Origin of the sequence: Vreelandella lutescens (genome assembly GCF_014640815.1) — a bacterium.
GTDB lineage: Bacteria > Pseudomonadota > Gammaproteobacteria > Pseudomonadales > Halomonadaceae > Vreelandella > Vreelandella lutescens.
The window spans coordinates 215990-236907 of sequence record NZ_BMHM01000003.1 but is presented as its reverse complement, the minus strand read 5'-3'; the positions used below and the strand labels follow the sequence as shown (position 1 = coordinate 236907).

General features: G+C 58.3%; 15 protein-coding genes. 9 read left to right on the top strand and 6 right to left on the bottom strand.

Annotation, left to right across the window (positions count from 1 at the left end; genetic code table 11):
• Nucleotides 1-149: 149 nt before the first annotated feature.
• The 3 genes from IEW65_RS08685 to IEW65_RS08675 form a co-directional block, all read right to left on the bottom strand.
• Nucleotides 150-2333, bottom strand: a complete 2184-nt coding sequence (locus IEW65_RS08685) for an OsmC domain/YcaO domain-containing protein (protein ID WP_188639085.1) — start codon at nt 2331-2333, stop codon at nt 150-152.
• A 108-nt stretch (nt 2334-2441) separates the two neighbouring features.
• Nucleotides 2442-3326: an alpha/beta fold hydrolase gene (locus IEW65_RS08680; RefSeq protein WP_188639084.1), complete on the bottom strand. Its 885-nt coding sequence runs from the start codon at nt 3324-3326 to the stop codon at nt 2442-2444.
• Between the two features lie 30 nt (nt 3327-3356).
• A complete protein-coding gene (locus IEW65_RS08675) occupies nt 3357-4241 on the bottom strand; it encodes a LysR family transcriptional regulator (protein ID WP_188639083.1) in 885 nt (294 codons plus the stop codon).
• Nucleotides 4242-4361: 120 nt separating this feature from the next.
• On the opposite strand from IEW65_RS08675, the gene IEW65_RS08670 reads away from it, so the two are divergent.
• Both IEW65_RS08670 and IEW65_RS08665 read left to right on the top strand, forming a co-directional pair.
• The gene (locus IEW65_RS08670) at nt 4362-5372 is read left to right on the top strand and encodes a zinc-binding alcohol dehydrogenase family protein (protein ID WP_188639082.1); all 1011 of its coding nucleotides are present in this window, start codon (nt 4362-4364) and stop codon (nt 5370-5372) included.
• 111 nt (nt 5373-5483) lie between these two features.
• Nucleotides 5484-6287 (top strand): helix-turn-helix domain-containing protein, encoded by an 804-nt coding sequence (locus IEW65_RS08665; RefSeq protein WP_188639081.1) that lies wholly within the window; start codon nt 5484-5486, stop codon nt 6285-6287.
• 11 nt (nt 6288-6298) lie between these two features.
• Here IEW65_RS08665 and IEW65_RS08660 read toward each other — a convergent pair whose 3' ends face one another.
• Nucleotides 6299-6886, bottom strand: coding sequence for a TetR/AcrR family transcriptional regulator (locus tag IEW65_RS08660; RefSeq protein WP_188639080.1), 588 nt, complete (start codon nt 6884-6886; stop codon nt 6299-6301).
• Between the two features lie 215 nt (nt 6887-7101).
• On the opposite strand from IEW65_RS08660, the gene IEW65_RS08655 reads away from it, so the two are divergent.
• Genes IEW65_RS08655 through IEW65_RS08640 form a run of 4 tightly spaced genes read left to right on the top strand, consistent with a single transcriptional unit; the run spans nt 7102 to nt 13595 of the window.
• The gene (locus tag IEW65_RS08655; RefSeq protein ID WP_188639079.1) at nt 7102-8307 is read left to right on the top strand and encodes an efflux RND transporter periplasmic adaptor subunit; all 1206 of its coding nucleotides are present in this window, start codon (nt 7102-7104) and stop codon (nt 8305-8307) included.
• Entirely contained in the window at nt 8304-11402 is a 3099-nt protein-coding gene (locus tag IEW65_RS08650; RefSeq protein ID WP_188639078.1) for an efflux RND transporter permease subunit, read from the top strand. The genes IEW65_RS08655 and IEW65_RS08650 overlap by 4 nt, the downstream gene beginning before the upstream one ends.
• Complete coding sequence (locus tag IEW65_RS08645) at nt 11402-12826, top strand: ATP-binding protein (protein WP_188639077.1); 1425 nt, start codon at nt 11402-11404, stop codon at nt 12824-12826. The genes IEW65_RS08650 and IEW65_RS08645 overlap by 1 nt, the downstream gene beginning before the upstream one ends.
• Nucleotides 12827-12848: 22 nt before the next feature.
• Complete coding sequence (locus IEW65_RS08640) at nt 12849-13595, top strand: response regulator (RefSeq protein ID WP_188639076.1); 747 nt, start codon at nt 12849-12851, stop codon at nt 13593-13595.
• A 4-nt stretch (nt 13596-13599) separates the two neighbouring features.
• Here the strand turns inward: IEW65_RS08640 and IEW65_RS08635 are convergent, their stop codons facing one another.
• Entirely contained in the window at nt 13600-14514 is a 915-nt protein-coding gene (locus IEW65_RS08635) for an alpha/beta hydrolase (RefSeq protein ID WP_188639075.1), read from the bottom strand.
• 174 nt (nt 14515-14688) lie between these two features.
• Here IEW65_RS08635 and IEW65_RS08630 point away from each other — a divergent pair, with 174 nt between their 5' ends.
• The 3 genes from IEW65_RS08630 to dauA all read left to right on the top strand — a co-directional run bounded on the left by IEW65_RS08630 (nt 14689) and on the right by dauA (nt 19258).
• Entirely contained in the window at nt 14689-15108 is a 420-nt protein-coding gene (locus tag IEW65_RS08630; RefSeq protein ID WP_229755512.1) for a hypothetical protein, read from the top strand.
• Nucleotides 15109-15311: 203 nt separating this feature from the next.
• A complete protein-coding gene (betT, locus tag IEW65_RS08625; RefSeq protein ID WP_188639074.1) occupies nt 15312-17360 on the top strand; it encodes a choline BCCT transporter BetT in 2049 nt (682 codons plus the stop codon).
• 158 nt (nt 17361-17518) lie between these two features.
• Nucleotides 17519-19258, top strand: coding sequence for a C4-dicarboxylic acid transporter DauA (gene dauA, locus IEW65_RS08620; protein ID WP_188639073.1), 1740 nt, complete (start codon nt 17519-17521; stop codon nt 19256-19258).
• A gap of 77 nt (nt 19259-19335) precedes the next feature.
• Here dauA and exaC read toward each other — a convergent pair whose 3' ends face one another.
• Complete coding sequence (gene exaC, locus IEW65_RS08615) at nt 19336-20856, bottom strand: acetaldehyde dehydrogenase ExaC (RefSeq protein ID WP_188639072.1); 1521 nt, start codon at nt 20854-20856, stop codon at nt 19336-19338.
• Nucleotides 20857-20918: the final 62 nt, after the last annotated feature.

Genomic DNA, 20918 nt, shown 5'->3' with positions numbered 1-20918 from the left:
TTGTACCAAGCCAAGAGCGGGATGAAATTTAGCGCAGCGGTGCAGTTGGTTGCACTCACTGCGCCAATCACTGCATCACAGTGCACCACATAAAAAACGGTGCGGGCCATTGAAGGCCACGCACCGTTGGTATTAAGCGATCACTGCCGTTAGCGGCCCGCGTTTGCCGCCCGCGCTGCGTGAAGCTTCTTGTAGCTTTCGATCAGGCGCTGGTGGCGCTCCAAGCCTTCTAGTTGCATGTTGGTCGGCGTGAGGCCGTGGAAGCGTACAGTGCCGTCTACTGAACCCACGACGGCTTCCATGGTGGCTTCGCCGAACATGCGCTGGAAGTTGGGCAGGTAGTCCTCCAACTCCAATTCATCGTCCAGCTCAATCTCCAGCACCGCGTTCACCGCCTGGTAGAACAGGCCACGTTCAACAGTGTTGTCGTTGTACTGAAGGAACATCTGCACGCAGTCCAGCGCCTCTTCATGGCGGCCAAGTGCGAGGTAGACCAGCAGTTTCAGCTCCAGAATGGTCAGCTGGCCCCACACGGTGTTCTCGTCGAACTCGATACCAATCAGCGTGATGATATCGGCGTGGTCGTCCATCTGGCTCTCTTCCAAGCGCTCGACGAGATCGGTGAGCTGATCGTCATCCAGGCGATGCAGATTGAGGATGTCCTCGCGGTAGTCCAGTGCCTTGTTGGTGTTATCCCAAATCAGATCTTCAATCGGGTACACCTCGGAGTAGCCCGGCACCAGAATACGGCAGACTGGCGCGCCTAAGTCTTCATGCACCGCCATGTACACTTCCGCGCCCAGCTCTTCGAAAATACCGAACAGGGTCTCCGCTTCCTCGTCGTTGCTGCCGGAGAAATCCCACTCGCTGAACTCGAAGTCGGGCTTGGCGCTGAAGAAGCGCCAGGAGACCACGCCCACCGAGTCTATAAAGTGCTCGACAAAGTTGTTCGGCTCGGAGACAGTCTGCGAGTTGAAGGTCGGCAGCGGCAGGTCATTTAAGCCCTCGAAGCTGCGGCCCTGCAGCAGCTCGGTCAGGCTGCGTTCAAGCGCCACTTCAAAGCTTGGGTGAGCACCGAAGGAGGCAAACACACCGCCGGTACGCGGGTTCATCAGCGTCACGCACATGACCGGGAACTGCCCACCCATGGAGGCATCCTTCACCAACACCGGAAAGCCCTGGGCTTCCAGGGCGTTAATGCCCTCGACAATGCTGGGGTACTTGGCCAGCACTTCTTGGGGCACGTCGGGCAGGGTCAATTCCTGCTCGAGAATCTCCCGCTTCACCGCCCGCTCGAAAATCTCTGAAAGGCACTGTACCTGGGCTTCCACCAGCGTGTTGCCCGCGCTCATGCCGTTACTGAGGAACAGGTTTTCGATCAGATTGGAGGGGAAGTAGACCGTTTCGCCATCGCTTTGGCGCACAAAGGGCAGCGAGACAATGCCCCGGTCTTCACGGCCTGAGTTGGTATCAATTAAGTTTGAGCCGCCAAGCTCGCCTTCCGGGTTGTAAATCGCCAGGCAGTGCTCGTCGAGAATCTCGGCGGGCAGCTCGTCATTCGGCCCCGGCTTGAACCACTTCTCATTGGGGTAGTGCACGAATTCACTGCCCGCGATCTCTTCGCCAAAGAACTGGTCGTTGTAGAAGAAGTTGCAGCTTAGGCGCTCGATAAACTCGCCCAGCGCCGAGCACAGCGCGCTCTCTTTGGTCGCGCCTTTGCCGTTGGTAAAGCACATGGGGGACGCCGCATCGCGGATATGCAGCGACCACACGTGAGGCACGATATTGCGCCAGGAGGCGATCTCGATCTTCATGCCAAGGTCGGCAAGAATCGCGCTCATATTGGCGATGGTCTGCTCCAGCGGCAGGTCCTTACCGGGGATAAAGGTGCTGCCACCTTCCGGCGCGCCCATCAGCAGCGCCTGGGCGTCTTCGTCGATGTTCTCGACCACTTCGATCTGGAACTCAGGGCCGGTCTGGATGACCTTCTTCACCGTGCAGCGGTCGATGGAGCGCAGAATGCCTTCGCGATCTTTTTCCGAGATATCTTCCGGCAGCTCAACCTGGATTTTGAAAATCTGCTTGTAGCGGTTTTCCGGGTCGACGATGTTGTTTTGCGACAGGCGAATGTTCTCGGTGGGAATATTGCGCGCGTTGCAGTACACCTTGACGAAGTAGGCGGCACACATGGCCGACGACGCCAGGAAGTAGTCAAACGGGCCGGGGGCCGAGCCGTCGCCCTTGTAGCGAATCGGCTGGTCGGAGATAACCGTAAAATCGTCGAACTTGGACTCCAGGCGGAGGTTGTCGAGATAGTTAACTTTGATTTCCATAAGCGGGCGTCCGGAGTAATGAGTGTGCCTGAGCGCCAACGCATCAGGCGAATGGCGGCCATTATCCAGTTTTTTACCCGCTTCGTCTTGGGCAGTCGCTTGAATCGCTTATTGCGGATCCAGCAAGAACGGCAGCGCCTCCTCTAGCAGCAGGTCAGGAATCTCTTCGGCGATATAGTGGCCGCAAGGCAGCGCCTTGCCCTCTACCTGCGTCGCTACCTTGCGCCATTCAGCCAAGGCATCGAAGCAGGCTTCAATCGCGCCTTGGGCGCCCCACATCACGTTGATGGGGCAGGTGAGTTTCACACCCGCGTCGATATCCGCCTGATCGTGCTCCAGATCGATGGTGGCGCTGGCGCGGTAGTCGCCGCAGATGCCGGTCGCCGTGCCGGGAAGCGACAAGCAGCGCTCGTACTCCGCCAGCGCTTCTGGGGCGAAAGGTGCCATGCCTGCGCTGCGGGCGCCCATCACGCTTTTTAAATACTGAGCGGGGTCGGCTTGAATCAGCATTTCCGGCAGCGGCTGAGGGCGAATCAGAAAGAACCAGTGCCAGTAGCTGCGGGCGAACGCCTCATTGGTGCCACGGTACATCGCCAGCGTGGGGGCGATATCTAAAAGCACCATGCGCTCAACCCGCTCGGCGTAATCAACGCCTAAACGATGCGCCACCCGCGCGCCACGGTCGTGGGCCAGCACCTTGAAACGCTCGAACCCCAGCGCGCTCATCAGCTCCGCCATATCGGCAGCCATGGTGCGCTTGGCGTAATTCAGGTGCACTGCGTCGTCATCCGGCTTACCGCTATCGCCGTAGCCGCGCAGGTCGGCGGCAATCACCGTGAAGTGCTGGGCAAGCGTGGCCGCCACTTTGTGCCAGATCATATGGGTCTGCGGATGGCCGTGAAGCAGCAGCAACGCCGGGCCACTGCCCCCCATGCGATAGGCGATATCAACCCCATTGACGCGGCGTGTGTGCTTTTCAAACCCTTCAAACATAGCGAGCTCCTCGCGGATAGATGATGCTCTTCATTCGACAACCTCTTGTAACCGCTCAATCAGGAAATCTTTCAGCGCGACCACGGCAGGCGTTAGCGACAGCCGATGCGGGCAGACGAGATACAGCGGCGCGGGCTCGGTAGGAAACGCGGCCAGCAGCGCCAATAAGCGGCCGGCGCGGAGATCCGCCTCAACATCGAGGCGAGATTTATAGGCAATGCCCTCTCCCGCCAGCGCCCAGCGGCGCACACACTCGGCATCGTCGCTCACCCGATTGCCCTGCACGCTGATACGCTCACTGCCGAACTGCCACTGGTTATGCACCCGCTCACCAAGATTAAAGCAGAGGCAGTTGTGCTGGCGTAGTTCATCTGGAGCGGCGGGCTCGCCGTGGCGCGCGATATAGTGAGGTGCGGCGCACACCACCCGTTGGTTATCACTTTTTAGCGGCAGGGCGACCAGACTGGAATCCTCCGGCACTCCGTAGCGCAGGGCAATCTCCACTGGCTGGCGAAATAGATCGCTCACCCGGTCGCTGACTCGAAGCCGCAGGCGCAGCTGCGGATGCAGCGCCATAAAGCGATCCAGCCAGCCCAGCAGCACGTTTCGGCCTAGATCAGACGGCATGGAGAGGCTGATCTCTCCCGCTATCTCTTGGCGCTCGCGGTGCAGCTCTTTTTCCCCTTCGGCAAGGGCACTCAGCGCCGTTTTCGCATGCACTAAATAGTGCGCCCCGGCGGGCGTTAGCCGCAAGCTGCGGGTAGAGCGTACCAGTAGCCGCGTGCCTAACGCGTCTTCAAGCCGTTTAATCGCCACGCTAGCCACTGCCGGGGTAATCGCCAGCTCCCGCGCGGCGGCGGAAAGGCTGCCGTGCTCGGCGGCATAGACAAGCACGTTTAGGTCATCGGTACGCATGGATCGATGGCGCCCTTATTTTCAAAGAAAATGAGAAACTGTTAGCTACATTAGCCCTCTTTTTCATAAAACGACACCCAGGCATGATGTCGCCATTCACCATCCCCTTAGAGAGCGACCATGAAAGCATTTGCGTTTACTAAAAGCCTGCCTATCGACCACCCAGACGCCCTGCACGCCGTTGAGCTTCCGCTGCCCACACCTGAGCCCCACGATATTCGCGTCGCGGTAAGTGCGGTGTCCGTGAACCCGGTGGATGCCAAGGTGCGCAAGAGCGCGCTGCCCGAAGGCGGCGAGCCGCGGGTGCTGGGTTACGACGCGGTAGGCGTGGTCGATGCCGTGGGCAGTGCGGTCACTCGCTTTCAGCCGGGTGACCGGGTGTGGTACGCGGGCAGCATTGCGCGCCAAGGCTCCAACGCTGAGTACCAACTGGTCGATGAGCGTATCGCTAGCCTAGCGCCGAGAAGCCTAACTGACGTCCAGGCAGCGGCTCTTCCCCTCACCGCCATTACCGCCTGGGAGCTACTGTTCGACCGCCTAGAGCTGGGCATGCGCGACACCAAAGGCAAAACATTATTAGTGGTAGGTGCTGCAGGTGGCGTTGGCTCAATTCTGATTCAGCTTGCCAAGCAGCTCACCGATATCACCGTGATTGGGACGGCCTCTCGCCCGGAAAGCCAAGCCTGGGTCACGTCGCTCGGCGCGGATGCGGTGATTGACCATCGCCAGCCGTTGGATGACGCGCTTAACGCCGCAGGCTACGAGCAGGTGGATATGGTGATCAGCCTGAATCAAACCGACCACCACTTCGAGGCGATCATCAATGCATTAAAGCCCCAGGGTAAACTGGCGCTGATCGATGACCCAGAGCTGATCGACGTGCGTAAACTCAAGCTTAAAAGCCTGTCGCTGCACTGGGAGTTGATGTTCACGCGGCCGCTGTTTAGTACTGAGGACATTGCCAAGCAGCACGACCTACTGAGCGAAGTCGCCGCCATGGTGGATAGCGGCCGTTTAACCACGACGCTGGGCGAAGTGCTCGGCCCCATCACTGCCGACAATCTAACGCGTGCCCACGCGCTGATTGAAAGTAACCGTACCGTGGGTAAGCTGGTATTAGAGGGCTTTTAAACACGCTGGCTGGCTATTTTAAGCAGACGTAAAGAGCGAGCCGTTGCACTCTTGGGCGCAAGGCGGCACATTAGCCGCACCGCCACCGCCCAAGAGCCTCGAGTCTCGCCCATGCATGATGAATTTGTGGCCAATTTGCGCCTGCTGTGCAGCTACTACCCCTCTATTGCCGACGTGTGTCGTCGACTGTCGATCAACCGCGCTCAGTTCAACCGCTACCTCAGCGGACGTTACTACCCAAGCCACGCAGCCCTGCAACGAATTTGCCATTTTTTTGGCGTCACGCCAGACGATATCACCCTGCCACACCACGATTTTCGCGCGCTAGTACAAACCGGTCAGCTCAATGCCGAAACCACCACCACCTCGCTCCCTTGGCCCAATGCGCTGGTTCAGCGCGGCAGCGAAGGCATGGAGCGCTATCTTGGGTGCTATTTCGAGCTTTATCACTCTATGTCGCGCCCAGGCCACCTAATGCGCACGCTGGTGTGCCTGGAAGCACGAGAAGGCGGCGTGGTGTATCAGCGCACTGAGCGGATGCAGGTCACTCCTGGCAAGCGCCCCTGTCATAACCGCTATGTCGGGGCAGCCGTTAAGCTGGCCGACCGGCTGTTTTTGGTCGACCACGAAACCCTGAACGGCCACGAGATTACCCAAACCATTCTGTTTCCCAGCTTTCAAAGCCAGGTGACGCGGTTAACGGGGCTAAAGATGGGCGTGGCGGATAACAGCGAGCGCATGCCATGCTGTGTGCGGGTGGTGTATCAGCGCCTGGATGAGCAAATTAGCCTACGTGACGCGCTGGCACAGTGTGGCTTAGTGGCATTGGATGACCCGTCACTGGATGCCTCGCTGCTCGACGCCGTGAAGAATGACATCCCCAGCGGCGACTACCACTTTCGCGCCCGCCATTAAGGCACCGTTGGCTAGCGGATAGCCAACACGTGATCGAACAAAATGGCCTCAAAGTGTTCCATAGGGGCCACAGACTTGAGCGTTTTGGCGCGCAGAATGGCACCTTCCCAACCGGAAAGAATAAAACTGGCGAGTGCCTCGGGGGCAATGGCGGTATTCATCGTGCCTTCGGCCTGAGCTTGGTTAAGGCAGGACACAAAGCGCTTTTCCCAGCGCTGAAACACCACGTTCAGCGCATCGCGGAAGGTATCGCTCTGACCAGATAGCTCCTGGCCGAGATTACCGATCAGGCAGCCGGTGGTGTGATCACAATTCAGCATGTGGGCACGCCCAGTGGCAAAATAGCGGCGCAGGCGCTCTAGGGGAGCAAGGGTCGCGTCTTCTAGCAGCGTTGCAAGGTCCGCATCGTACTCATCAGCGAAGCGCTCAATCACCGCCAGCCCGAAATCTTCTTTGCTGGAAAAATAGTGATAAAACGAGCCTTTGGGGACACCGCAGGTTTTAAGCACAGCATTGATACCCGTCGCGTTATAGCCCTGTTGGGCAATCAGCTCGGCACCAGAATCAATGAGTTTGTCGCGGGTGGCGGTGTTTTTCATAACGTCATACAGACCAGGGAGTCTATGGCTTTTCAAATGAATGATGGCAGCGATTGCGAATTTCGTCAGCGTTTGTCGAGAAAAAAGCTAGCCACCTTGGGTTGCACACTCTTTGCACAAAGCTTACCTAATCGCTGCTTGGCAATCGGTGATGCTAGCATGATACGCCACTTTTTCTGGAATTTTCGCTCTCAGCCAACGGATACCGCCCGGCAATGACCCCAACTCGCTCTCACGCTTTTTATCAGCAAGGTCGCATCGGCTTCGGCGCTTTGGCAGCACTTCTGGTCTTTGCCGGTGGTTTGGCACTTGCTTGGTGGATTGTTAGCCAACCCCCAAGAGTAGAGCGCCGACCGCCGCCACCGCCCTCTCCGCCCGTGGTCGATATCATCACCACTGAGCAGCGCGTGCAGTCACCCACGCTGAACGGCTTTGGCCGGGTAGAGGCAGAACAATCTACCGAGCTCGCCAGCCGAGTGGCGGGTCAGTTAGAGCGCTTTGGCGAAGGCGTCTTGCCTGGCCGGGTGGTAGAACAAGGCGCACCGGTCGCCCACATCGACCAAGCCGACCTGCGTCTAACCTTGGAAGATGCGGAGGCTCAACTGTCCAATGCCCAAGCTCAGCTCGCCTTAGAGCAAGCCGAGCAGCAGCGCGCCCGCAGTGAGTACGAATCCTTTGGCCGCCAGCTAAGCGCCGAGCGCCGCGCTCTGGTACTGCGTGAACCGCAGCTCCGTCAGGCCCAGGCCCAACTGACCCAAGCCCGCGTGGTACGTGACCAAGCAGCGCTCAACTTAGAGCGAGCAACCTTAACCGCCCCGTGGCGGGCCATGGTGCAAGAGCGTTTAGTGGGCGCTGGCAGCCTATTAAGCCAGGGCACTGCTGTCGCGAGCCTGGTCGGCGTTGAGCAGTTTTGGGTGCGCGCCTCGCTGCCGGGTGAAACGCTGGATTGGCTATCGCCGGGGGGCAGCGTCACGCTGACCAGCCAAGGCTGGCCTGAAGGTGCCTCCCGAGAAGGCACCTTGATCTCTATTCTGCCTAATCTCGAAGAGAACGGCCTTCAGGCACAGCTCTTAGTTGCCGTAGATGACCCGCTAGCCCTCAACCAAGATGGCCCTGCCTTGCGCCTGGGCGATGTGCTGCGCGTGGCGTTTCATACCTCGGCTCAAGAACCACTGATTGCGCTGCCTTCAGCAGCACTTCGCCCAGGCGAACAGGTGTGGTGGGTAGATGATGAAAATCGTTTGCAGCGCACCCATGTGACCCTTGCCTACCGCGGCCAAGACGAAGTATTGGTACGCAGCGGCCTAGCGCCCGACCAGCGGGTGGTGGTTGCCGGCCTTGCCCAACCCCGAGAGGGCCAGGAAGTACGGATACGCCAGCGCGGCGATACCCCCGCTCAGGATGAGGGAGCGGCTCAATGATGCGTAAAGGCCCGCTGGCATGGATGGTCGACCACGGCGTTGCTCCCAATCTAATGATGGTACTGTTTATCGTCGGCGGGTTAATGGCATCGCTGGCGATCAAAAAAGAGGTGTTCCCTGAATTCGAGACTGAAATCGTTCAGGTCACCATTAGCTACCCGGGTGCCACCCCCGAGGATGTGGAGCAGAGCCTGCTACTGCCGGTCGAGGCCGCCATTGCCGATGTCGAAGGCATTGATGAACTGACCGCCAGCGCCAGCGAAGGCAGCGGCGTGGTGAGCGCCACGCTGATTGATGGCGTGGACGTCATGCGGGCATATCAGGATATTCAGCAGGCCGTGAATGCCATCACCACCCTGCCAGCCGCTGCCGACCCGCCCCGCTTCACCCTGGCAGGCCGCTCGCGCAGCGTGGTCAGCCTTCAGGTCTATGGCAGCGTGGGGTTGGCTGCGCTTCACGATGCCGCCGAGAACGTTCGCGCTGAACTGCAGGCCACCAGCGGCATCTCCCGCGCGGAGCTTTCCGGCAACCGCGAGCGGGAAATCCAGGTCCACCTGGATGATGAGGCCATTGAGCGCTACGGATTAGACCACCAGCAGCTAGCCAGCCGCATTGCCGAAGAGGCGCTGGACCTTGCCAGTGGCCAGCTCACCACTGCCGAAGGCGAGTGGCTGATTCGCTACCAAGGGCGGCGCAACAGCGCGGAAGAGTTCGCCTTGCTACCGATTTTAACCACCGCCCAGGGCGCTCCGGTGGTGCTGGGCGATATTGCCAGAGTGAGCGAAGGGTTTGCCGAAACCGACCGGGAAGAGTTCTATAACGGCCAGCCGGGTCTGTCGGTGGATGTGTATCAAATCGGCGACCAAACGCCGACCAGTATTTCCAATGCCGTTTATGGTGAGCTTGAGCAGCTACGCGCAAGCCTACCCGACGGCGTGAGCCTGGATGTTTCCCGGGATAGCTCGGAGGTTTATGAAGACCGCTTAGGTCTGTTGCTGAAAAACGCCTGGATGGGGCTAGCACTAGTGCTAATCCTGATGGCGCTGTTTCTAGAAGCGCGCTTGGCCTTTTGGGTCACGTTAGGTATTCCCACCGCCTTTTTAGGGGCCATGCTGTTTCTGCCCTGGGTCGGCGTATCGCTCAATATGATGTCGATGTTCGCCTTTATTATCGCCCTCGGCATCGTAGTGGATGACGCCATCATGGTGGGTGAAAACATCTACAGCTACCGTGAGCAGGGCTACTCACTGCGGGATGCGGCGGTCAAAGGTGCCCAGGAAATTGCGACCCCGCTTACCTTCGCGATTCTTTCTAATATTGTCGCGTTTCTACCGCTGCTCTTCCTGCCGGGCTTTTTAGGGCTGATTTTTGCCACTGTACCCGTGGTGGTCATCACCGTGTTTATTATTTCCCTAGTGGAAGCGCTGTTTATTTTGCCCGCCCACTTGGCCCACGCCAGCAAGCCTCGACAAACCCCTGCCTGGCAGCGCCCTATCGAAGCGGTACGGCTGCGAATGCAGCGCGGTCTTCACCATTTCACCTATCAACAGTTCGAGCCCTTTTTACAGCGTGCGCTGAATCAACGCCTACTGACCGTCTCTATTGGCGTCGCCATTTTATGCGTGGCCATGGCCTGGGCGATGAGTGGACGGCTTGGTTTTTCACTGATGCCAAGGGTCGAGTCTGATCAGGTGCAAGCCACCGTCACTCTGCCGATTGGCAGCCATATCAGCGTTAGCCGTGAGCTCAGCCAGCAGCTCCTGGATGCCGCCGCCCAGCTTAGCGAGCAGGAAGAGACCCTCACCTTCAGCAGCACCCGCAGCCGCCTGGATGGAGAAAGCCTGGAAGTGCGTTTGGATATCGCCTCGGAAAGCCTGGATGCATGGCCGCCTTCACGCATTGCCCGGGAGTGGCGGGAACTGACCGGGGATCTATTAGGCGCGCAGTCGGTGCGCTTTGAGTCTGACTTTGGCGGGCCCGGCAGCGGTGCCGCTTTAAGCCTGCGACTCTCTCACCCTAACACCCAAGTACTGGAAGCCGCCGCTGCCCGTTTGGCCGAACGGTTGGGCGAGTACGGCTTAACCGATATCGACAGCGGCCTGGGTGATGGCAAGCCGCAGCTAGAAATGCGCCTTTCCGCCGAAGGGCGTTCTCTCGGGCTAACCGGCAACGACCTCGCCCAGGCGCTCCGCGGCCCACTGCAAGGGGCGACAGCAGTGGAACAGTTTATTGGCCGTCAGGAAGTCAGCGTGGAAGTGCGCCTGCCGGAGCAGGCTCGGGACAGCCTCAGCGAATTATATCGCCTGCCGGTACGTACCCCCGACGGGATGAGTGTGCCGCTCTCGCGGGTGGCGGATATCACCCTTAGCCAAGCCTCCAGCAGCCTGCAGCGTATTGATGGACGGCGCATTATCACCGTCACCGCCGATTCAGAGGGCGACCAAGCGATTAACCAAGTGCTCGCGACCCTTCAAGAGGAGGTCTTCCCCACGCTCAGCAACACCTGGCCGGGGCTTGAAGTCAGCATGGGCGGTCGCCAACAAGACACCGCCGATAACCTTGCCACCCTGCGTAACGCCATGTGGCTGATGTTAGCCGCGCTCTATGCGCTGCTCGCTATTCCGTTTAGAAGCTACCTGCAGCCGCTCTTGGTGATGGCCGCGATTCCCTTTGGTATTGTCGGCGCAGTGGGCGGTCATATGCTGATGGGCTTTGGGCTGTCGATTATTAGCCTATTAGGTATGCTAGCGCTGTCAGGCGTCGTGATTAATGATGCGCTGGTATTAATTGACTACGCTAACCGTAAACGTCGGGAAGGCATGGCACCTCGCGAAGCGATTGTAGCCGCCGCGACCCGCCGTCTACGACCCATTATGATGACCACGCTGACCACGTTCCTGGGGCTTGCGCCGATGATTTTGGAAACCTCACGCCAAGCACGTTTTATGATTCCCATGGCAATTTCGCTAGGCTTTGGCATGCTCTTCGCCACCCTGATTTTGCTGGTGGTCGTGCCGTGCCTCTATTTAGGGCTGGAAAACCTGCGTGAACGGTTAAGCGCGCCGCGACAGCCAAGCCAACAGGGCGTCAACTAATGGGTAGATTAGCCCAATTGCGCCAGTGGCGGCCTTCGCGGCTGGGGCTAAAGCTGTTCGTGGCGATTCTCAGCGTTAACGTTGCGATCGCTGCCAGCGTGTTTCTCGCGGTCTCGTACAGTATCGACCGCGGGTTTCTTGAGTATCTCAACCAGTCCCAGGAGCGGCGCGCCACCCTTCTGGCCGACGGACTGGTCACTCGTTGGGAAACTCAGGGCGACTGGGCGTGGTTAGAAGCGTCACCTGACCGCTGGCCCTACATCGTGCGCTTTGAGCTGGGCCAAGAGCACCGTGACCGCCCTTCGCCTCTTGGCGAAGCCGAGGATTTTGCCTTGCGCGATACCGAGGGCGACTATGTCGTGCCACCTGTCGACGGACCGCGCGGCTCCATGGACTGGCGCTGGCTGACGCTGTATAGCGATATGACGCCAAGCGGCCAGAGGGAAGTGATTGGTACACTCGGCTTCCGCCCGCCACAAGAGATGATGGAGCGCATGGAAAGCCGCTTTTTGGAGCGCCAGCAGCGCAATCTGGTGCTCATCGTGATCTCACTGGGCCTTGCGTCGCTGCTGCTGGCGGGCGGGCTCTCCTGGTGGCTGGGTCGACGCACCCGTGCCTTGGCCGGTGCTACGCTGCGCCTAACCGAGGGCGACTACCACACTCGCTTGCCAGAGCGTGGCAAAGATGAGCTTTCCCGCCTTGCCCGGGATTTCAACGTGCTGGCCGCCACGCTAGAAGCCAGCCGCGAAGCCCGCGCTCGCTGGGTGTCGGATACCGCTCATGAGCTGCGCACCCCGCTGGCCGTGCTGCGGGGTGAAATTGAAGCCATGCAGGACGGCATCCGCCCGCTGAATCAGGAAAACCTGAGTTCGCTGGCCCAAGAAGTCGCTCAACTAGAGCGGCTGGTGACGGACCTACGCCTGCTCTCGCAAAGCGATGCCGGCGCGCTGGATATTCAACTGGCCCCCATGAACCTGAGCGAAAGCCTTGAGAGCCGTTTGAGCGACGCCGACCGTTGGTTGGAAGAGAGCGGCCTTACCCTCTCCACTGCCCTGGCCGATGATGTGATGATTCGTGGCGATGCCCAACGGTTACGCCAGCTGTGGAGCAACTTGCTGGATAACAGCTGCGCCTACACTCAGCCACCTGGAAAATTGAGCGTCTCCCTTACCTGCGAGCGCGGAGACGCCGTGATTACTTGGCAGGATAGCGCCCCAGGCGTTCCCGAAGGTGAGCTTTCACGACTGACTGAGAGGCTCTACCGTGTGGAAGGATCCCGAAACCGCGCCAGTGGTGGCAGCGGCCTGGGGCTTTCCATTGCCAGCGCGCTGGTCACCGCCCACGGTGGAACGCTCACTCCCAGTGCTTCAGCGCTTGGCGGATTGACCTGGACCCTGCGGTTTCCACTGCTAACCGCCCTTTAAACACACCATAAGCGAGCTTGCGATGTCTCCGAGTGCACCACCCTCCGATGCCTTACCCCAAGATGGCTTATCCCAAGACGCTGCTCTGCTGATCGTTGAGGACGAGCCCAAAATCGCTCGACTCATGGCCGATTACTTACAAAGCAATCATTTTGCGCCCAGCATTATTAGTCACGGCAATGAGGTCATCCCCTGGCTCACCCAGCACTCACCTGCGCTGGTGCTGCTGGATGTGATGCTACCGGGTAAAGATGGCCTGACGCTCTGCCGTGAAATTCGTCAGCAATGGCCTACGCTGCCGATCATTATGGTCACTGCCAAGGTGGAAGAGGTGGACCGGCTGCTGGGGCTTGAGCTCGGCGCGGATGATTACATCTGCAAACCCTTCAGCCCCCGTGAAGTGGTGGCACGCGTTAAAGCCGTACTGCGCAGAAGCCATGCTGCTGCTCAGGCAGATACCCCAAACACCGCAAAACACGCTCCGGTCACGCTGGATGAAGAGGGCTGGCAGGCGTTAGCCGACGGCCAGGATTTAGGCTTAACCGCGGTCGAATTTCAGTTACTGCGCGTCATGATGCAATCACCGGGGCGCATCTTTAGCCGCGAACAGCTAATGGATCATATGTACCGCGATAACCGCATCGTGTCTGAACGCACGGTCGACAGCCATATCAAGAAACTGCGTAAAAAGATTACTGAAGCCCTCCCCGACCAAGAAATTATTCGCTCGGTTTACGGGGTGGGCTATAAATATCAGCCGGAAGGGTGAACCACTATTCAGGCTGTACCTGCTGATTAAGAAACGCGATACCGGCTTCAATGGCGCTGCCTCTCAACAGGAAGCTGGCAAAGTGGCCCCGGCCTCTTTGTAGGTACAGCTCGCTGGGAATGCCTTGGGCTTGCAGCGCGGCGTAAAAGTCGGTGGCATGGTCAACGGGCACGAGCTGATCCCAACTGCCGTGAAATAGGAAAAAGGGCGGAGCGTTCGCGGTGATTTGCCGTGCCGGAGACGCCAGTGCGTAAGCGTCAGGCTGCTCAGCTCGGGTACCGCCAATAAAATCAATGACGAGGCGGCCATCGTTAAATTTCAACAGGTCGCTGGGCAGTCCGCCTGCGACCACCGCTGCCAAACGGGCGTGCTCGCCCCCATAGGGCTCTGCCAGTGGGCCTTCACTGCCTGCAAGCGCCAACAGGCTGACCAAGTGCGCACCCGATGAAAAGCCTACGCCCACGATGCGATCGGTATCGACCTGCCACGCGCCAGCATTCTCATGTATCCAGGCCATCGCCTGCTGCAAATCATGCAGCTGCGCGGGGAAGCGATAGTCAGGTGCAAAGCGGTGCTCAATATTGACCGTCACATACCCCTGCCCCGCCAGCTGTTCGGCAATGCCTTCCATATCCTCAGGGCCGCGATTGCGCCAGCCGCCGCCATGCACCACCAGCGCGGCTGGTCGCAGCGTGTCGCTATGCGACGGTAACAGCACGGTGGCACTCAACGCCTCGGGCCAATCGTCAGGCGTATAGCGCTGGGGATCAAGGCGAGTAAACGGCTGAGTATCCTTTAGCGCGCTTTGCTCAATGGCGGGTGCCCCCTGGCTTACTTGATGAGTAGCGCCACACCCGCTAAGCAGTAAGGCCAGTGCGCTAAGGCTTAAGAGTCGGCGTATCCCAGTGAGTTCTGGCATGTATATCTCCTATTGGCGATAGGTAATGGTGTCCCCTCACCGGTTACCCGTCCCGTGTCTTGCTGCTGTTGAGAAGATCACGGTTGTTGCACACTTTGTGCAAACGATTTACACCAAGCCCGTTAATACTGACATCGTCAAATTACCATGTATTCATTAAAAACGAGGTATGCCATGAAGATGTCACTACGTCAGCTATTTGCTCCTGCCCTGCTTGCAGTGGCCCTCACTCCGTTGGCCTTTACCGCTCAGGCAGACCACCATGAAGGCCGTGGTATGGATCGTGAAGCCATGATGGAGCGCATGGAAGAGCGTCGCCAGGAAGTATATGAACGCGCAGAGCTGAGCGAAGAGCAGCAAACGGCGCTAAACGAAGCGCACGCTGAGCACCGCGAAGCCGTGCTTGCCCTGCGTGAAGAGCATCAGGCCCGCGTCGCTGAAATTCTAACGGAAGAGGAGCAACAGGCGCTGCGCGACGCCATGCACGAAATGCACGCTGAACACCGCCATGAGCGAGGAGAGGGTGAGCGTGGCAAGCACGGTCATCATGGTGATGCCGCAGAGATGGATACAGAAGAAGCCTCTGCCGAGTAAGCGTTTATTTAGCGTCAAACCCGCTCCATGCGCCCAGCCTAGCTGGGCGCATTTGTTTCTATACTCCTGTCATAGCCCTTGTTGCCACCCTGATACGTTAGCCATCGACTTGAAGTGATTGTCTAAACCGCGTATTTTATTTGAACGTTCATTCAAAAATAACGTATCACTCATCTTTGTCTTAACAACAGGAGTCCGCCTCCATGGCGAAAGACAACCCCGTTCTCCCCTCACGAGACCGCCTGAACCCCGTGGTTTTCCACGGCAGCGTCGCGGGTATTCTTGTATTTCTCATCGTGACGATGCTGTTCACCGAACAAGCAGGTGCCTTTTTTGATGCGGGCCTTGCCTGGGTAAGCAAAACGTTTGGCTGGTACTACATGCTAGCGATTGTGGCCTACCTTGTGTTTGTAGTGATCATCGGTATGTCGCGTTTCGGCAGTATTCGTTTAGGGCCTGACCACTCACGTCCTGAATTTTCGCTGCTGTCGTGGTCAGCCATGCTGTTTGCTGCGGGCATTGGTATTGACCTGTTGTTTTTCAGCGTAGCCGAGCCGGTTGCCCACTATCTGGCACCGCCCGACTTAACGCCTGAAAGCCAAGAGGCCATGCGCAACGCCGTCGTACAAACCTATCTGCACTGGGGGCTTTCTGGCTGGGGCCTTTACGTGTTGATGGGCATGGCACTGGCTTACTTCAGCTACCGCCACCGCTTGCCGCTGGCTATTCGCAGTGCGCTCTACCCGCTGCTGGGCAAGCGTATTCATGGCCCGATTGGTAACGCCGTCGATATCACCGCCGTCATTTCTACCGTTTTTGGTATCGCCACAAGTCTCGGCATTGGGGTGATTCAGCTTAACTATGGCTTGAACTACATGTTCGACGTGCCAGAAACGCTGACCGTGCAAATCATCTTGATCGGCCTGGTCGTGATATTGGCCACCATTTCCGTGGTCACGGGCGTTGAGAAAGGCATCCGTCGCCTGTCTGAATTCAACATGCTGTTGGCCTTGGCGCTGATGCTGTTCGTGCTGTTCTCTGGCGACACGCTGGTACTGCTGGATAAAGTCGTCAACAACGCAGGCGACTACCTTTCTGGCTTTGTGGCAGCAAGCTTTGATACTTATGCCTTTGCCGATGAGGGCGCTCAAGAGTGGAAGATGTGGTGGACGATCTTCTTCTGGGGCTGGTGGATTGCTTGGACGCCCTTTGTGGGACTGTTCCTAGCACGTATTTCACGCGGCCGTACTATTCGTCAGTTTGTTGCCGGTGCGCTGTTTATTCCGCTGGCGTTTATGATGGTATGGATGTCGATTTTTGGTAATAGCGGTATCGAATTGGTGGCTAACCAAGGCGTTGTTGAACTGGGTGAGCAGGCACTTAACTCGCCGCAAACCACGCTATATACGCTGCTTGAGTACTACCCCTATGTGGGCATTACCGCCGCCGTCGTGACCGTTCTGGGTATCGTATTCTTCATTACCTCGGCGGACTCTGGCGCGCTGGTACTGGCCAACTTCACCTCGATCTTGAGCGACGTGAACCACGATGCGCCGGTGAAGCTGCGTATCTTCTGGTCGGCGGTGATTGGCCTGATTACTGTGGCACTGCTGATGGCGGGGGGCCTGAACGCGCTACAAAGTGCCGTCGTGATTACGGCGCTGCCCTTCTCGGTGGTGATCTTCGCCATTATGGTGGGCACCTACAAAGCGCTGAAACTGGAAGGCAGCAAAGCCGACGCTCGCCGCATGATTGCAGGCGGTGCCCCCGGCGGCGACTGGCGTGAGCGTCTAGATCGCGCGCTGGATACCTCCAACCGCGCAGGTGCCGCCGCGACCATTGAGCACTCGATTCGCCCGGCGATGACACAGTTTGCCCAAGAGCTTGAGAGCCGAGGCCAAACCGCTAACGTCACTGAAGAGCAGGTTGAGGGGGAATCCCTGCCCAACCTAATGCTGCAGGTCGACTTTGGCGACGCCACCAGCTTTGTCTATCAGGTTTGTCCGCATCGCATGCGTACACCGAACTTCATTCCAGCAGACGATGATTTCTACGTGCGCTTGGATGTGTACCTTGCCGAAGGCGGTCAGGATAAAGACCTCAACGGCTACACCCGAGGTCAGGTGATTGGTGATCTTGTGGCAGAGTACGAACGCCACCTGCACTTCCTCACCCTGGCGGGCCAGCAAATGGGCCATGTACAGGCAATGCCGGGCACTATCGGCGAACCGCCTGAAGACGCTCAGATGTAGTACCCGCGTTAACTGTAAGAACAATCCCGGCCTGCGTGCCGGGATTTTTTTGTCACCATGTCGAGACTAACGCCTTGTTGTGAGCGCCCGAACTCAGGCGTAGCGTAATAGCTCGTTTTCTTTATGGCTATTTCTTTATGGCTAGGGAGGGCTGCGCCATGTCTCGCGACCATCGTCCTTCGGGATATGTTTTCCCGATGCCCGGCAGTGCGCTGTTACAAGCGTGGCGTGAAGGGTATACGCTGGGCAAGTTGAAACGCGATGTGATGGCGGGGTTAACAATCGGCGTGGTCGCCGTGCCGCTCTCCATGGCATTAGCGATTGCCACGGGCGTGCCGCCTCAACACGGGCTATACACCGCGATTGTCGCGGGCGCGGTGATTGCGCTCTCCGGCGGGTCTCGGTTTAACATCTCAGGCCCTACCGCGGCTTTTGTCGTGATCCTCTTCCCTATTGTCGCCAACCATGGCTTGGGTGGGCTACTCATCGCCACATTAATGGCAGGCGCTATTTTGGTGGCGCTGGGGCTTTCCCGGCTGGGCAGCCTGATTCAGTACGTTCCCTACCCGGTGATTCTTGGCTTTACCGCAGGTATCGGCGTGGTGATTGCGCTGCTGCAGCTGCCTGACTTTCTCGGCTTAAGCGGCGTCGCACTCGGCGACAGCACCCTACATAATCTCGTGTTAATTGGCCAAGCGCTGCCGACCCTGTCGGTAGCAGAAATCAGTGTAGGGCTTGTCACGTTGGCAGCGCTGTTAACGTGGCCACGCTTAAAAACGCCGGTTCCCGCGCCGCTGGTCGGCTTAGCCGTGGGCACTCTGGCTGCCACGCTATTACTGTGGGGCGGCATCGAAGTGGACACCATCGCCTCGCGCTTTAGCTGGGAGTTCGAGGGAGAGAGCGGCACTGGTATTCCCCCGTTCGCGCCCAGCTTTACCGCGCCCTGGCATTTTCCGGGGGCAGATGGCACGCCGCTTGAGATCAACTTTGCCCTCATTCAATCGCTACTGGGCCCCGCCTTAGCGATTGCGCTACTCGCCGCCATTGAGTCGCTGCTGTGTGCCGTGGTGGCGGACGGTTTAACCCGAACCCGCCATGACCCAAACGCAGAGCTGATCGGCCAGGGGCTTGGCAACTTAGTGGTGCCCTTTTTTGGCGGCATCACTGCGACAGCCGCCCTGGCCCGCACCGCCACCAATATTAAAAGCGGCGCTTTTTCACCGATAGCTGCCGTGGTGCATTCGCTGGTGGTATTACTGGCCGTGGTTGCACTGGCAGGCCTGCTAGGGTTTGTGCCGATGGCGGCGTTGGCTGCACTGCTGTTTATCATTGCCTGGAACATGAGTGAAGCTCGCCACTTTATGCATACGCTAAGGAGCGCCCCCGCCAGCGATGTGTGGGTACTGGTGATCTGCTTCGCGCTGACGGTCATTTTTGACATGGTCATCGCGGTGGCCGTGGGCATTGGCCTAGCCGCTGCGCTGTTTATTCGTCGTATGGCCCAGTTAACCCATACACAGCGCTTAGCCGCGCCTTCTTCAGGCGAGCACTTCCCGCCGGAAGTCGCGCTTTATAAAATCACTGGCCCGCTGTTTTTCGGCGCCGCAGAGAAAGCCATTGCCACCTTGCGGGTGATTGATCACAACGTGAGAGTTGTGGTGCTGGATATGCGCGATGTACCGAGCCTGGATACCACCGCGATGGTGGCACTAGATACGTTACGCCGGGAACTGGGTGAGCAAGGTGTGGGCGTTATGTTTGTCGGGCTGCCACCCCGGTTGGCGCTGAAAATAAAGCGTGCGGGCATTCATCGTGAAGTCGGTAAATTGGCCGTGGTAAGCAACCTTGCCCACGCCGAGCGCATGGCCCGCCGCTGGTTGGGTCACGCACCACGCTAAGGGGCCACGCCAAAAAAAACATCCCGGCGATAGGTTTATCGCCGGGATGCGGTGGGGTTATAACGAATCGTTAACGATTAAAAGAAGCCCAGCGGGTTGATGTCGTAGCTGACCAGCAGGTTTTTGGTTTGCTGGTAGTGTTCAAGCGCCACTTTGTGGGTTTCGCGGCCCACACCGGATTTCTTGTACCCACCGAAGGCTGCGTGGGCGGGGTACTGGTGATAGCAGTTGGTCCAAACGCGACCTGCTTGAATGCCACGCCCCATACGGAAAGCCACGTTAATATCGCGGCTCCACACGCCTGCGCCCAAGCCAAACTCGGTGTCGTTGGCAATCGCCAGCGCTTCTTCCTCATCTTTGAAGGTCGTGACCGCGACAACCGGCCCAAAGATCTCCTCCTGGAATACGCGCATCTGGTTATTACCTTTCAGCAGCGTGGGCTGAATGTAGTAACCGCTGTTAATGCTGTCATCCAGGGTTTCCTTGTTGCCGCCAGTGAGGAATTCCGCGCCCTCATCCCGGGCGATGTCCATGTACGACATAATCTTATCGAACTGCTCTTGAGACGCCTGCGCGCCCACCTGAACATCGGTATCCAGCGGGTTGCCGCGCTTGATGGTTTTGGTGCGCTCAATCACCTTCGCCATGAACTCGTCGTACATGCTTTCTTGAATCAATGCCCGCGACGGGCAGGTACACACTTCGCCCTGGTTAAAGAAGGCCAGCACGAGCCCTTCTACCGCTTTATCAATAAACGTCGGCTCGGCGTTCATAATATCGGCAAAGTAGATATTGGGAGACTTGCCGCCTAGCTCTACCGTAGAAGGAATAATATTCTCTGCCGCGCACTTCAGAATATGCGAGCCCACCGGCGTCGAGCCGGTAAAGGCGATCTTAGCGATGCGTTTACTGGTAGCCAGCGCCTGACCTGCTTCTGCACCAAAACCGTTGACGATATTCAGCACGCCAGGGGGCAGCAGGTCGCCGATCACTTCCATCACTTTCAAAATAGACGCAGGGGTCTGTTCAGCAGGCTTGAGCACCACGCAGTTACCCGCTGCCAGCGCCGGGCCTAATTTCCACGCCGCCATCAGAATGGGGAAGTTCCACGGAATAATTTGCCCTACCACGCCCAACGGCTCGTGGAAGTGGTACGACACCGTGTTAGCGTCGATATCCGCCGCAGTGCCCTCTTGGGAGCGCAGGCAGCCCGCAAAGTAGCGGAAGTGGTCAACGGCCAGCGGAATATCCGCATTGAGGGTTTCACGGACAGCTTTACCGTTGTCCCAGGTTTCGGCCACGGCCAGCATTTCGAGATTTTGCTCAAGGCGGTCGGCAATTTTGAGCAGAATGTTACTGCGCTCTTGAACCGAGGTTTTGCCCCATGCCGGTGCGGCTTTGTGGGCGGCGTCCAGCGCTTTTTCGATATCTTCAGCGCTAGAGCGAGGAATTTCACAGAACACTTTGCCGTTGACTGGGCTAATGTTGTCGAAGTATTGGCCCTTCACCGGGGGAACAAACTCACCGCCGATGTAGTTGCCATAGCGTTTTTCAAACGAGACAACAGAGCCCGCTTCACCTGGGTTGGCGTAGATCATGGTACTGCTCCTGCGTATTATGATTATTAAAAGGTGCCTACCCAGTGTTGGTCACTCACGCC